Origin of the sequence: Aeromonas sp. 600948 (assembly GCF_049174875.1) — a bacterium.
Lineage (GTDB): Bacteria > Pseudomonadota > Gammaproteobacteria > Enterobacterales > Aeromonadaceae > Aeromonas > Aeromonas veronii_A.
Map to the genome: position 1 here is coordinate 20,878 of NZ_JAAKTY010000004.1, position 13,434 is coordinate 34,311.

Here is a 13,434-nt window from a genome sequence, read left to right on the forward strand (position 1 = left end):
AAAAATGCGGTACCAGGGTACCGCACTTTTTCTTCACTCGACCCGCATGGCGTATTAGTCGCGACTGGCCTCGTAGGCAGCCAGCTCGTGACGGTAACGGGCAATGGTCTCGTCGCTCAGCGGGCTGCGATCCATATCTGTCAGCATGGCATCGAGATCGCTGGCCAGCTGATCGGCAGCCTGCAGCATGTCCTCGAAGGCAAACGCGGCATTGCTGCGCAGCGGCAGTTGCATGAACAGGGAGACACCCGGCGTGGTGAACTGCTCCATCCGGTACGGGTTGAAGGTACCCGGCTTGACCATGTTGATCATGGAGAAGAGCACTTCACCCTTGCCGTTGGCATCTTCGTGACGGTGGAAAATATCCATCTCGCCAAACTTGAAGCCCAGCGCCATCAGGGATGAGAGCAGGGTCGCACCTTGCAAGTCGTGACCCGGACGGCCCATCAGGTTGATGACATAGACATCCTGCCAGATCTTCTCGACCGGCTGGGGGGCCATGCGCGGCTCTTCCACCACAGGAGCAGGTGCCACATAGGCCGGCTCTTCATAAACAGGCTCGGGAGCCACATGACGGGGCTGCGGCTGATATTCCGGCTCGGGAGCACGCACCGGTTCGGCACGAACGGTGTCGGCGGTACGGACTGTCTCTGCACGGGCACCAAAAGTCGGGGCGGTCGCATAGGCGGGCTCGACCAGCGGCTCGTCATCCAGCGACTGCATCATGGGCTCGCGCTGGGGACGGGAACGGTAGACCGGGGTACGACGATTGACCTGAGCAGGTTTGCGCACCGGCGCGGCAGGCGCCTCGTCGATCTCCTCGGGCAGCGGTTCGTCGAACGCTTCCTCCTCTTCATAGACAGGAGGTGGCGGAACCGGGCGGGCAGCAGGCTTGCGCACTACGGGCGGCGGCAGATCGTCCTCGTCATCTTCATCATCAAAGGCGGGGACGGCAGGGCGACGACCGAGTTCCGGCTGGCGGCTCTCTTCACTGCGCAGCTTGGGCTCGGCACGACGGCCACCACTGACCACGCGTACCTGGCCGATGCCATCGCTGTCGAAGGCGTCGTTATCACGATCCCGCGACTTGGAGTCCATCCGTCCAATCGGTTTCTCTTTGATCGGTGCCTGACGATTCTTTTTGTTGCTCCACAACCCGTGAATGAGCAATGCCGCAATAGCAATACCGCCCAGGGCAACCAAGATGTAACGCAATTCCTGCATTAGCTGCTTCTCTTTCTAGTTTTGCTCAGCCAAAGCGACGGCTTCACCGATATCGACCGACACAATGCGAGAAACCCCGGGCTCTTGCATCGTGACGCCAACCAGCTGCTCAGCCATCTCCATGGAGACCTTATTATGACTGATGTAAACGAACTGTACTGTGCTCGACATCTCTTTGACAAGAGAACAGAAGCGACCGACGTTCACTTCATCGAGCGGTGCATCCACCTCATCCAGCAGACAAAAAGGTGCTGGGTTGAGTCTGAAGATGGCAAAAACCAGCGCAAGCGCGGTTAACGCCTTCTCCCCCCCGGAAAGCAGGGCAATGGTAGCATTCTTCTTACCCGGAGGTCTCGCCATGATGCTCACTCCGGCCTCCAAAAGATCATCGGAGGTAAGCTCAAGCCAGGCACTGCCCCCACCGAACACTTTCGGAAACAGGGATTTTAAATCTTCGTTGACCTTATCGAAAGTGTCCCGGAACCGTATTTGTGTCTCTTTATCAATTCTTTTAATGGCTTGGCTCAAGGTTTCCAGCGCTTGCTCGAGATCCTGGCACTGATTTTCAAGATAGGTTGCCCGGGTTTTCGCCTCTTCGTACTCCTCCAGCGCCGCCAGGTTGATGGCGCCGAGCGCCTCCACTTGCGCCTCCAGAGTCTGGATCTCCTGCCGCAGCTTGCCACGATCAGCGGCGATCAACACCGCCTGATCGAGATCCACCAGTCGAACCCCCAGCTCTTCAAACTGCTCGTGCAGCCCCTGTCGACGGGTGAGGTTGCGTTCGCGCTCAAGACGCAGGGTTGCCAGCTTCTCTTGCAACGTCACCAACTGCTTGTGATCGGCACTTCTGGCCTGCTCCAGCTCACCGAGCTGGCGCTCCAGCTCCGCAAGCCGTTGATGGCAGGCGAGCTGCTGCGCCTCAAGATTGCGCTGCTCGGCCAGCAGGGGCGCCAGATCCGGCACTGCCTCGCTATCCGGCCCTTTCAGCCCGGCCAGCTCCAGCCCAAGCCTCGCCAACTCCTCTTCGCCCAGGGTTATGAGTTGGCGCAGATTGCCCAACTCCAGTTGCAAACGCTGGCAGGCCGCTTGTTGCTGCTCGCGGCGCGCACGGGCCTCGTCGACCGCCCGCTCGCAGCGGGTCAGCAGCTCCTGAGCGAGCTGCAACCCTTGCTTCAGCGGCTCCCCCTGCACCTGCAACTCGGCAAGGAGTGCCTCATCGAGTTCCAGTTGTTCACGGGCGCTGGCCAGTCGCTCTGCCTCTTCGGCCTGCTCCTGATCGAGCCGGATCAGCTCTTCGCCGAGCTGACCGAGCCGCTGCAACCGCTCCTGCCGCTGACCCTGTTGCAGACTCCAGGCTTCGCGCAGTTGTTGCCATTTCTGCTCTTGCTCGCGCAAGGTTCGCTGCGACAACTCCTGCGCACTGGCAAGCTGGGCACGCCGGGCATCGGCAGCCACAAGTTGCTCGCTCAGCTGTGCCAGCCCAGCGGCAACCTTCTCCTGCTCGGTATGCAACCGCTCACGCTCACCCAGCAGCGCCATGGTGCCGAGCGCCGCGCCCTGTCCCAAATCGGCCCAGTTTGGCCCCAGCCAGTCGCCAGCAGGAGTCAGTACCGACTCACCGGCCGCAAGGCTTGGCTGGCGGATCAATGCGGCCTCCCGGCTCTCCACCAGCCAGATGGCGTTGAGGAAGGCGGGAATGTGCTCGCCGCCCAGTTGCGCCGCCAGCGTACCGGCAACCGCCGGTTGCGCCGGGCCAATCCAGAGCCCCTCTTGCGCCAGATTGCACTCGTCCGCCGGCATTGCGGTGAGCCAGCGACCCAGCACCTTGTCGAGCGCCGGTGCCCACTCGGGGGCAACCTGCAACCGGTCGGCCAGGGTTGCACCCTCCATCTGCTCCCCGAGGATCTGATCCAGGGTCGCCAGCCGCGCCTCCAGCTCCCGTTGCAGGCTCAACTGCTGGCCATGCTGCTGCTTGAGTTGTTCATGGGCGTCGACCGCCTGTGCCAGCTGCTCGGTCAGCTCGCCATTGGCCGCCCGCGTCAGCTCCAGCTCACCACTCAGGGCATCGAGGGCCGGTTGCAGGTCATCGGCCTCAGCGCCGAGGGGGCCCGCGCGTTCATCTTCCAGTTTGAGGCGGGCCAGCCGGGTCTTGGCTTGCAGCTCCTGCAGGCCACCCAACCGGGTACGGGTCTGGTTCAGCTGGCCCTGCAACCCGGCCAACTGTTGTTGCCACTGCTGCTGGCGCAGGCGGGCCTGCTCCAGCTGCTCGCTGGCGTGCTGACGGGCCTCCTGCTGCTCAGCGAGCAACTGCTCACACTGCTCCAGCCGGGCGCTCTCCTGCTCGGCGCGCAATACCCCTTCGGTCAGTTGATCCTGCTGGCTGGCCAGCTGCGCCTTGCGAGTGGCGATCCGCTCGCCCAGCGCCTCTGCACGGGCCTGCCAGTCGCGCCCCAGTTCACTCTGGTGCAGTTGCTGTTGCTCGAGACGGGCGATGGCCTGCCCGCCGAGAAAAATCTGTTGCTGACGGCTCGCCTGCTCGGCTTGCGCCTCTTGTCTGGCGACCGACAGGGTGACGTGGTGCCCCTCATCGGCGGTGCGCTTTGCATCGAGCGCCGCCAGCGCCTGCTCGGCCTGCGCCAGTTCGGTTTTGGCATCGCCAAGGCGCGTCTCCAGCGCCCACAACTCGGAGCCAATCAGCTCGGCGCGAGCTGCGCGCGAACGACTCTTGAGCTGTTTGTAGCGCTCGGCCGTTTCGGCCTGGGCTTTGAGGTGGTCAAGGCGCGAACCCAGCTCGCCACGAATATCACCGAGGCGCTCCAGATTTTCCTGAGTGTGGCGAATGCGCTGCTCGGTCTCGCGGCGCCGCTCCTTGTAGCGGGAGACCCCGGCGGCCTCTTCCATAAAGAGCTTGAGATCGGCCGGACGCGACTCCACCAGTCGGCTGACGGTGCCCTGTTCGATGATGGCGTAGCTGCGGGGGCCAAGACCGGTGCCGAGGAAGAGGTCGGTCACATCCTTGCGGCGGCACTTCTGGCCGTTGATCTGATAGTGGTTGGAGCCGTCGCGCAGCACTTCGCGGCGCACCGAGATCTCGGTAAAGCGACCGAACTCGCCGGGCACCCGGTTGTGGGGATTGTCGAACACCAGCTCGACCGAGGCGCGCCCGTGCGCACTGCGATTGATAGAGCCGTTGAAGATGACATCGGTCATGTTCTCACCGCGCAGATGGCGAGCGGAACTCTCCCCCAGCACCCAGCGCACCGCGTCGATGACGTTGGATTTGCCACAGCCGTTAGGGCCCACCACGGCGGTCATGTCTGCCGACAGTTCGATGCGGGTCGGCTCGACGAACGACTTGAAGCCGGCGAGTTTGATCAGTTTCAGACGCATGGCGACCTGTATCAGTGGCTAAATAAAGAGGATGCGGGCAGGTGACTTTACCAAATCCAGACCCGGCTTTGTTTGTAATATGCAAGCATCATCCCCATTCATGCCCGATTTTTGGTCGCCACGGCACGAAATAAGGAATAGTCGGCGACTTTACCAAATCAAAGGCTTGTTTGTAATATGCTGGCAGTTCTCCCATGCATAGATGGAGCTCACATGAGCCAATCACCCCATATGGTCAAAGATTCAATCAGCGGTGCAGACTACTTTCTGCGCGGTTTTTCCCTCATTCGCCAACCGGGCATCCGCACCTTTGTGCTGATCCCCCTGCTGGTCAACTTCGTGCTGTTTGCCGGGGCCTTCTATGCCCTGCTGCTGCAACTGGACGGCCTGTTCGCCTGGCTTCATCAGCAGATCCCCGCCTGGCTCGACTGGCTGGACTACCTGCTGTGGCCCATCGCCCTCATCACCATACTGGTGGTCTTCTCCTTTATCTTCAGCTCGGTTGCCAACTGGGTAGCCGCTCCCTTCAACGGTTTGCTGGCGGAGAAGGTGGAGCAGATCCTCACCGGTCAGCCCGCCAATGACAGCGGCATGCTGGATATCGTCAAGGATGTGCCACGCACCTTCGGCCGCGAATGGACCAAGCTGAAGTATTACCTGCCCAAGGCCATCGGCTGCCTGATCCTGTTTCTGATCCCTGTGGTGGGCCAGACCCTGGCGCCTGTGCTCTGGTTCCTGTTCAGTGCCTGGATGATGGCGATCCAGTATGTGGATTATCCGTTCGACAACCACAAGATCGACTTCATCACCATGCGTGACGCCTTGAAGCAGCGCCGCGGCAAGTGCCTCAGCTTCGGCGCTTTGGTGACCCTCTTCTCTGCCATTCCGGTGGTGAACCTCTTCGTGATGCCAGTCGCCATCTGTGGTGCCACCGCCATGTGGGTCGATCACTACCGGCAAGAGCAGTTGGGGCGCTAACCCTTGAACATTGATTAGAAAAAGGCACCCGAAACGGTGCCTTTTTCGTATTTAGCATGAATTAAATTAATGCATGCATTCGATAGCTTGTCCGATATGACACGAGTTGGTAGGATTCTGGCCTTTCTCGTTCCCTGGGATATCTCATGTTACATGCACTCTTCTTGGTGGGCCTGGTGGCCGAAGGGATGACCGGCGCGCTGGCCGCGGGTCGGCGACGGATGGATCTGTTTGGTGTGGTGATCATCGCCTCGGCGACGGCCATCGGTGGTGGCACCATCCGCGATGTGCTGCTGGGCCACTATCCGCTGCTCTGGATTGAGCATCCGGAATACGTGCTGCTGGTTGCCGCAGCCGCGATGGCGGCTGTGGTCTCCGCCCCCCTGATGCGCTACCTCGGCAAGCTGTTCATGGCCCTTGATGCCCTGGGACTGGTGGTCTTCTCCATCTTCGGTGCGGCCCGGGCGCTGGATATGGGCCACGGCGCCGGTATTGCCTGCATCATGGCGGTGGTGACCGGGGTCTTTGGCGGTGTGCTGCGGGATCTGCTCTGTCAGCGAATTCCGCTGGTGTTTCGTCGCGAGCTCTATGCAGCCATTTCGCTGATCACCGCAGCCCTCTACTGTCTGGCGCTGGATCAGGGCTTGCCGACCAACTGGGCCGCGTTCGGTTCCATCGGGATCGGCTTTGTACTGCGGCTGCTGGCGGTACGCTTCAAGTGGGGTCTGCCCACCTTCAACTACCAGTACGCGACCCACTGAGTACGCCAGCTTCTGGCGAAGCGGGTTGGATTGCGAGCAACAAAAAAGCGCCCGAGCGGCGCTTTTTTCATGGACGGTCTGCGACTCAGTTAATCCCTTCAGAGCTGAAGAAGGTCGCCTTGTCGGCGATAAAGCGGATCTTGATATTCTTCCCTTCTCCGCCCCAGAGGCAGCTGGTGGTGCCCAAGGCGTCATCACAACGCTCCGCCTTGCCCAGAATGGTGCTGGCCTCGGCGTAACTCATCCCCATCTTCAACTGGTCGTAATTTTCACGGTTGAGCTTGCTGCAACCGGTCAACAACAGGGCGATCAGGCCGCCAATCACTATCTTTTTCATCGCAATCTCCTCTCTGGTGGGAAGAGCTTGGCAGTTTGCCAACCCCTTTACCAGCTGCGCACCGGGCCGGTATCGAGGTGAACGAAGTTATCACGGGGATAGTAACCAACCCCACCCACCTTGAGCTGGAGCGCCGCCTTGCGCAGATGGGCCAGCTGTACGCCGGGGATCCGCACATCCACCGCCTGCCCCAGGGTGTGGTAGCTGTGCTTGGCCACGCCGCGGCTCTTGTGGCGCTTCTGACGATTGGTTGCCGGGGCGCGATAGCCGGAGATCAGCTGGATTTCGCTGCGCCGACCCAGCTTGTGCTGCAACAGGAACAGCTGATCAAACAGCTTCTTGTCGATGTTGAACACTTCATTGCGCCGGTAATCGCGGAAGATGTGGTTGAGCTCGGCCAACCCGTCGCTCAGATAGTGGCCGTTCTCCCAATAGCTGGCGCGCACCCGCTCGCCGGTATTGAGATTGAAGAAACTGAGTTCACGCCCGGTGGTACTGCGGCTGGCCAGTGCAGGGAAGGAGATCAGCGAGCTGCCCAGCAGGCAACCGGCTCCCAGCAACAGGCGACGTCGACTTATCTCTTGTTCCAGCATAAGGGGTTCGTCCATCGCAGATTCAAGCGAAAAGGTGGATAATCTCAATGAGTGAATGTCATACAGGCGCTTGAAACTACCCTCCGGCGGGGGGCCCTGTCAAACCGCAATCGCCCATAGAAAAGCCCGGCACAGGCCGGGCTTTTCACTCTGTGGCAGGGATCACAGCAGGCGGCTCTGGAAGCTGACCCGATCAAATCCGTAGATGTCGTTGCGCAGTTGCTGGCGACCATTTTCGTCGATCCAGCTGCTCCAGTAGACGGTAAAGACCGGGATCGGCGTGGTGAGCGGCAACCATTTGGTCTGGCTCTCCTTGAGGATATTGGCCACCTTGTCCGGCTGATAGCGGGAATCTGCCAGCAACAGTTCGGCCAGATCGTCCGCATGTTCCACCCGGATGCAGCCCGAACTGAAGGCGCGCGCCCCCTGTTCGAACAGCGCCTTGCGCGGGGTGGAGTGAAGATAGATGGCGTCATTATTGGGCAGGTAGAACTTGTAGCGCCCCAGGGCATTGTGATCCCCCGGCTTTTGCCGCAGGCGATAGGGGAAACCGGCAGCCAGCGCCTGATGCCACCCCTCTTCGGTGAACTGGACCGGATTGCCCTCGCTGTCGATCACCTCGAACTGCTCGCGACTCAGATAGGCGGGATCGCGACCCAGCTTGGGCAGGATGTCCTTGCTCAGGATGGAGCGCGGCACATGCCAGGAGGGGTTGAGCACGATGGACCGAATTTCGCTGGCCAGAATGGGGGTGGCCCGCTGCTCCTTACCGACGATGACCCGGCTGGTAAACACCTCGTTGCCGGACTCCACCACGCTCAGGCGGTAGTCGGGAATATTGACCAGCACGTAGCGGCCACCGGCGAGTTGATCCACCAGATCGCGACGCCACAGGTTACGCAGCAGCAGGCTGGCGCGCACTTGCGGGCCGGTATTGAGCCAGGAGCGGGTCTGACGACCGATAATGCCGTCCGCGGTGAGACCGTGACGACGCTGGAACTGCTTGATGGCCTGCTCGGTATCACCATCGTAAATCTGATCACCATGGCTCGGGGCGCTGTCGCCCAGCTCGTTGAGCATGGCGCGGATTTGGCCGAGCTCGGCGGAGCTCTCTCCGGCACGCAGGGTCGGCATATCGAGGGTTGGCCACTTGCTGGCCATCGGCATCGCCAGCAGTTTGTGCACCTTGGCCCGCACCGCCTCGTATTCCGCCACCTGGGGGCGCAGGGATTTCACCTGGGTGAGCAGGTCATCATCGCTGGGTTGGGTCACCACAGGGCGGTTCAAATCGAGCTTAAGGGTCTTCATCTGCTCGCGAGAGACCAGATCCATCCCCCGCCAGGCGTGCTGGAAACGACTGAGCTTGGCAAAAATGTCGTCATAGATGGCACCACGCTTGTCTGCAGGGGTGGCCTGCAGGCGCTTCCACAGCGTGAAAAAATCGGGATGCAGCTGGGCAAGCACAGCCTCTTGCAACTGCTGCTCCAGCTCGACACGGGCCTGTTCGGCCTGACTGCCCTGATACCAGTCATGTCCGGTTTCACTGGCCGCCACCACGACTTGTGCTTCGGTCGCATGTACCGCGCCAGCGGGCAAACATCCCAGCCACACCAGATTGGCAAGGGCCAGCCAATACTTCATCCCCATGGGTACCTCAAAACGGTTTGTTCACTCTGTCGGGCCTGACAAGCAGACCCGATGCTCAGGCCGCTCATGATGCGTGAACGGCCAATACTTTGCTAGCGCCCGGGGGCATAACGCTGCCAGATAATGTCATACGCATCTGTCTCCTTGAACCGCGCCAACGCCTGATTAAATTGTTGCAAGAACTGCGGCGAAAAGCTGCGCTTGCCCAACATAAAGAAGCTTGGCGATTCAGATACCACCATGGGGTGACTGGTGAACAGACCGCTCATCCCCTCCTTGTTAAGGGCGCTGGGGGTAGCCAGCATGTCACCGAGAAAACCGTCGATCCGCCCGCGGGCCAGCTTCTCATAATTTTGCTGGTCGCTCACCGCACTCACCTGTTTGGCATAGCGAGCGAGCAGCGACATCACTTCCTCACCATAGAAGTACTCTTTGGTAACGCCGAGGGAGTAACCACTGGCCAGCCAGCTCGCCAGATCCTGTTCGGGATAGCGGCTGCCTTTGCGGATCCACAGCAAGGTGCGCCCCGGGTTGTAGGCGTCGGAAAACCAGGCATAACGAGCGCGCTCATCGTTGATATTCGCCTCCATCGCCATGTCTATCTCGCCATACTCCATTTCGTGAAGTACCCGCTTCCAGGGCAGCTCCACATAGTTGACCTTGCAGTGCATGGAAGTGAGCACAGCCGTCAGCACCTCGGCTGCATAACCGCGCACCTCTTGCGGTGAGTCGGCTTCGTAATAATGGTAGGGGGGCCAGTTATCGTAACCGACCTGAATAGGCTCGGGACACAGGGCCTTGGCCAATGCCATTGGCGCCCATAATCCAAGCAACAGACAGCAAGAGATCCACTTCATATGTCATCCTTGACGAATAAGTGAGTCATCATAAATCGCCCCCTGCAAAATGGCGATAGAGGCCAGATGACTATCGCATCCGCTAGAAAATGACGCAGCAAAGCACGTCTATTTGCCAATTGCTCCGCCGGAGCGCCACTGGCAACCTGCACCCCGCGAGACCTGTTTAACCGGGAAACAGCAACGTTTGGAACAGGGGTAAAAAGGGGTTAATATGTGACCAAATATTTTTTTGTGATCCACTATGCTTTTTTTGCAATTGGATTAGCATATGCGCGACATCGGCCTACCCATTCTGTCAGGCATAGAGAGTGATATGACGTACAAAAAGTTCGGTTTTTTGACTGCCATTCTGGCGTTAAGCGGTTTTTATCTTTACACCCTCTATCTGGCTGCTCACCCCAACGTGAGCCTGGCCTACAAACTCTATTATCTGGAAGGCAAAACCCGCTTCTGGGAACACAACTCCAGCATGACCTATCAGCCGGGTAACGAGCTCAATCTGACCAAGCCGAGCCGCTTCCTCTCCAGCGAAGGCTGGGCCAAGAAGCCGAGCGACGAAGGTACCCTGCTCAGCGGTCAGGGCGGTCTCTACTTTGTGCTGCCCAAGCAGGCGGCCAATCCGGATCAGCTTACCGTACAGGCCCGCATCAACAGCCCGGAAGCCGGTGCCCTGTTGAAAGTGGCGCTGGGTCACGACTTCACCACCACGGTGAAACTGGCCAAAGCGGGCATCAACGAAATCCGCCTCAGTCTGCCCGGCGACTCACTCACGGCAGATCCCAAGCGCCCCAATTTTCTGGCGCTCTCGGCACCTACTCCCATCAATGTGCAGTCGGTACGTTTGACCGTAGCCCAGTGATCCTTGCCCCGAATACCATTTTATAAAAACAACTATCCCAAATAAGGACGTTCTTATGTCGCATCCAGATTTTCGACTCTCTCTGGTCGTTCCCGTTTACAACGAGGAAGAGAGCATCGATGCCTTCATCAACGCGATAGACAACGAACTGGCCCCGCTGAAAGACCAGCTTGAAATTGTATTCGTCAACGATGGCAGTCGTGACCGCACCCGTGAAGTGGTCGAGCAGGCCATCGCCCGTGACCCGCGCGTGACCCTGGTCAACCTGGCACGCAACTTCGGTAAAGAAGCGGCCCTGACCGCCGGTCTGCATCAGGCCAAAGGGGATGCCATCGTGCCGATGGACGTGGATCTGCAAGACCCGCCCGCCCTGATCCTGGAGTTCGTCAAACTGTGGCAGACCGGTGACTATGACACCGTCTACGGCATCCGCGTCGATCGCAGCGCCGATACCCCGATGAAGCGCCTGACTGCCGGTGGCTTCTACCGCTTCTTCAACGCCCTCTCCACCAGCACCAAGCTGCCGGAGAACGCAGGTGACTTCCGCCTGATCGACCGTCGAGTGGTCGAGGCGATCAAGCTGCTGCCAGAGCGCAACCGCTTTATGAAGGGTCTGTTTGCCTGGGCCGGTTTCCGTGCCGTTGGCGTCCCCTACGAGCGCCCGGCCCGTCACGCCGGTGAAACCAAGTTCAACTACTGGAAACTGTGGAACTTCGCCCTCGACGGTCTGCTCAGCTTCTCCAGCTGGCCGCTGCGGGTCTGGAGCTATGTGGGGGTCAGCGTCTCGCTGGTCGCCTTCCTCTATATCCTGAAAATCATCACCCAGGTGATCTTCTTCGGCATCGACGTGCCCGGTTACGCCTCCCTGATGTCCGTAGTGCTGTTCCTCGGCGGTATCCAGCTGCTGTCGCTCGGCATCATCGGCGAGTACATCGGCCGCATGTTCGTGGAAGTGAAACAGCGCCCGGTCTACCTCATTGAAGGGGTCTATGGCCAGTATGCCAAGCAGGATGCGGCCAAACCGCAGAGCGCTGACAGCAACCCGCAAGAGCAGCAGGAGCAGGCGCCTCAATGATCTCCCGCGAGGAATTCTGGCGGCTGGTACGTTTCGGTTTTGTCGGCGGGGGGGCTACTCTCGTCGACCTTGGCACCTCCATCGCACTGTTTCATACCTGGCCCACCATCTCGGAGCACCTGGTTACCACGCTGGCTTTTGCCATCGCATTCTGGTTCTCCTTCTTTGGTCACCGCTACATTACCTTCCAGAAGCAGGGAGCCGCCAGCAAGTTTCTGCTGGTCGCCCTCTTCTCGCTGGCGGTGCGTAACCTGATCCTGAGCGGCCTGCTGTTTGCGGGGCTCTCCGGTCTGCTGCCGGTGGTCATCGCCACCCTGACCGTTACCGTCCTCACTTACGTTCTCTCTCGCGTCTGGGTTTTTGCCTGATGAATGATATGACCAATACTGCCCCGCTAACCGGGGCTGCACTCCCCTATCGCCCGTCACTGCGCATCAGCGGCCGTGACTGGCTGATGATCATCGCCGCCTTCATGCTGAGCCGGGTGGCGCTGTATGGCATGGGCTACTTCGGTGTCCAGCTCTATGGTTCCCCCGACATCGGCCCGCTGCAGGCCTATTGCCAGTTCGACTGCGTCTGGTTCCAGCGCATCATCGAAAACGGCTACGACCTCTACCCGCGCTGGCTGAGCAAGGGCAATGCGGCCAACTGGGCCTTTATGCCGCTCTATCCGATGGTCTCCGGTGCCATCTCCAACCTGTTCAATGTCGAGAGCCTGATCGGCCTCATTATTGTTACCAATATCTCTTTCTTCGCCAGCCTGCCGCTGATGCTGCTGGTGTTGCGTCAGCTCAAGCTGGGGGACGATACCGCCCGCTTCGGCGTCTGGCTGCTCGCCTTCTCCCCCTTCTCAGCCTACTTCGTCTCCGGTTATACCGAGTCGACCTTTATGGCGCTGATGCTGGGGATGTTCCTGTTCGCCTATCGGGAGCAGTGGCTGATGGTGGCCGTGCTGGGGGTCTGTATCTCCGCCACCCGCAACCTGGGGGTGATGATGGTCTTCCCGGTGCTGATCCTGGCGCTGCAGGCCTACGGCTGGCGGGAATTTTTCCGCTTTACCGAGCGCGCCTTCAAGGTGGTCTTCACCCTCTGGATGATCCCGTTTGGCCTGTTTGCCTACATGGTCTACCTCTATCACCTGACCGGCGATGCCTTCGCCTTCAAGCACATTCAGGTGGCCTGGGGTCGCTACATGGACAGCCCGCTGGACTGGTGGCTGAGCGGTTTCGAGCTGGGCGGCCGCAAGGCTTACCTCTCCATCATGGTGATCTTCGGCTGGTGCCTGAACGGTTACCTGTTTAGCCAGAAGCGCTGGGCGGAAGCGACCCTGATGTTCATCTGCTGCACCATTCCGCTGATGACCGGCCTCAACGCCATGCCACGCTACATGTTCGGGCTCTACCCGACCCTGCTGGCCATCATTCTGCTGACCCATCGCTGGCCCGCCATCCGCCCGGCGGTGCTCTGCATCAGCGGCATGGTTGCCTCCTTCATCGCGGTGGCCTTCGTCAACTTCAAGTTCTTCACCGTCTGATGTGACGACGATGCCTGACACACCAAATGCCGGTCACCTGACCGGCATTTTTTTATGGCCGCTATTTTTATCGACAGAGCGTCTCTCTCCTCTCCGTCACACTTTCCTCGGCTTGAAAACGTAACCATTTGAACTGATGTCACAAATCGGCATTTTGCCGATCCAAGGCGCGCTTT

12 protein-coding genes are annotated in these 13,434 nt (G+C 59.8%); 6 read left to right on the plus strand and 6 right to left on the minus strand.

The window, feature by feature from the left end; genetic code table 11:
* Positions 1–54: 54 nt before the first annotated feature.
* A complete protein-coding gene (zipA, locus tag G5182_RS04470) occupies positions 55–1,224 on the minus strand; it encodes a cell division protein ZipA (RefSeq protein ID WP_227342138.1) in 1,170 nt (389 codons plus the stop codon).
* Between the two features lie 15 nt (positions 1,225–1,239).
* Entirely contained in the window at positions 1,240–4,614 is a 3,375-nt protein-coding gene (locus tag G5182_RS04475; RefSeq protein ID WP_227342136.1) for an AAA family ATPase, read from the minus strand.
* 213 nt (positions 4,615–4,827) lie between these two features.
* Here G5182_RS04475 and cysZ point away from each other — a divergent pair, with 213 nt between their 5' ends.
* Together cysZ and G5182_RS04485 are read left to right on the plus strand one after the other, a co-directional pair.
* Complete coding sequence (gene cysZ, locus G5182_RS04480; protein WP_005338455.1) at positions 4,828–5,592, plus strand: sulfate transporter CysZ; 765 nt, start codon at positions 4,828–4,830, stop codon at positions 5,590–5,592.
* A gap of 146 nt (positions 5,593–5,738) precedes the next feature.
* On the plus strand, positions 5,739–6,353 hold the full coding sequence (locus G5182_RS04485) for a trimeric intracellular cation channel family protein (RefSeq protein WP_421254223.1): 615 nt from the start codon (positions 5,739–5,741) through the stop codon (positions 6,351–6,353).
* Positions 6,354–6,438: 85 nt separating this feature from the next.
* Here G5182_RS04485 and G5182_RS04490 read toward each other — a convergent pair whose 3' ends face one another.
* From G5182_RS04490 to G5182_RS04505, 4 genes are all read right to left on the minus strand, one after another.
* On the minus strand, positions 6,439–6,690 hold the full coding sequence (locus tag G5182_RS04490) for a lipoprotein (protein WP_005338457.1): 252 nt from the start codon (positions 6,688–6,690) through the stop codon (positions 6,439–6,441).
* A 47-nt stretch (positions 6,691–6,737) separates the two neighbouring features.
* Positions 6,738–7,283 carry a DUF882 domain-containing protein gene (locus G5182_RS04495; protein WP_005338458.1) on the minus strand — a complete coding sequence of 182 codons (546 nt, stop codon included), beginning with the start codon at positions 7,281–7,283 and terminating at the stop codon, positions 6,738–6,740.
* 162 nt (positions 7,284–7,445) lie between these two features.
* Positions 7,446–8,930, minus strand: coding sequence for a L,D-transpeptidase family protein (locus G5182_RS04500; RefSeq protein WP_040066667.1), 1,485 nt, complete (start codon positions 8,928–8,930; stop codon positions 7,446–7,448).
* A 92-nt stretch (positions 8,931–9,022) separates the two neighbouring features.
* Complete coding sequence (locus G5182_RS04505) at positions 9,023–9,787, minus strand: substrate-binding periplasmic protein (protein WP_227342133.1); 765 nt, start codon at positions 9,785–9,787, stop codon at positions 9,023–9,025.
* Between the two features lie 316 nt (positions 9,788–10,103).
* On the opposite strand from G5182_RS04505, the gene G5182_RS04510 reads away from it, so the two are divergent.
* From G5182_RS04510 to G5182_RS04525, 4 genes are read left to right on the plus strand one after another with little or no spacing between them, the layout of a single operon-like run.
* Positions 10,104–10,649, plus strand: coding sequence for a hypothetical protein (locus tag G5182_RS04510; protein ID WP_041202288.1), 546 nt, complete (start codon positions 10,104–10,106; stop codon positions 10,647–10,649).
* A 55-nt stretch (positions 10,650–10,704) separates the two neighbouring features.
* Complete coding sequence (locus G5182_RS04515) at positions 10,705–11,724, plus strand: glycosyltransferase family 2 protein (protein WP_058056731.1); 1,020 nt, start codon at positions 10,705–10,707, stop codon at positions 11,722–11,724.
* Entirely contained in the window at positions 11,721–12,092 is a 372-nt protein-coding gene (locus tag G5182_RS04520) for a GtrA family protein (RefSeq protein WP_005338463.1), read from the plus strand. Before G5182_RS04515 ends, G5182_RS04520 begins: the two co-directional genes overlap by 4 nt.
* Complete coding sequence (locus G5182_RS04525) at positions 12,092–13,258, plus strand: hypothetical protein (RefSeq protein ID WP_005338464.1); 1,167 nt, start codon at positions 12,092–12,094, stop codon at positions 13,256–13,258. The genes G5182_RS04520 and G5182_RS04525 overlap by 1 nt, the downstream gene beginning before the upstream one ends.
* The last annotated feature ends 176 nt before the right edge of the window (positions 13,259–13,434 follow it).

Bases quoted from the DNA above. Each gene is read 5' to 3' on its own strand.
- zipA (WP_227342138.1), bottom strand. From the start codon at position 1,224: ATGCAGGAATTGCGTTACATCTTGGTTGCCCTGGGCGGTATTGCTATT.
- G5182_RS04475 (WP_227342136.1), bottom strand. From the start codon at position 4,614: ATGCGTCTGAAACTGATCAAACTCGCCGGCTTCAAGTCGTTCGTCGAG.
- cysZ (WP_005338455.1), top strand. From the start codon at position 4,828: ATGAGCCAATCACCCCATATGGTCAAAGATTCAATCAGCGGTGCAGAC.
- G5182_RS04485 (WP_421254223.1), top strand. From the start codon at position 5,739: ATGTTACATGCACTCTTCTTGGTGGGCCTGGTGGCCGAAGGGATGACC.
- G5182_RS04490 (WP_005338457.1), bottom strand. From the start codon at position 6,690: ATGAAAAAGATAGTGATTGGCGGCCTGATCGCCCTGTTGTTGACCGGT.
- G5182_RS04495 (WP_005338458.1), bottom strand. From the start codon at position 7,283: ATGCTGGAACAAGAGATAAGTCGACGTCGCCTGTTGCTGGGAGCCGGT.
- G5182_RS04500 (WP_040066667.1), bottom strand. From the start codon at position 8,930: ATGGGGATGAAGTATTGGCTGGCCCTTGCCAATCTGGTGTGGCTGGGA.
- G5182_RS04505 (WP_227342133.1), bottom strand. From the start codon at position 9,787: ATGAAGTGGATCTCTTGCTGTCTGTTGCTTGGATTATGGGCGCCAATG.
- G5182_RS04510 (WP_041202288.1), top strand. From the start codon at position 10,104: ATGACGTACAAAAAGTTCGGTTTTTTGACTGCCATTCTGGCGTTAAGC.
- G5182_RS04515 (WP_058056731.1), top strand. From the start codon at position 10,705: ATGTCGCATCCAGATTTTCGACTCTCTCTGGTCGTTCCCGTTTACAAC.
- G5182_RS04520 (WP_005338463.1), top strand. From the start codon at position 11,721: ATGATCTCCCGCGAGGAATTCTGGCGGCTGGTACGTTTCGGTTTTGTC.
- G5182_RS04525 (WP_005338464.1), top strand. From the start codon at position 12,092: ATGAATGATATGACCAATACTGCCCCGCTAACCGGGGCTGCACTCCCC.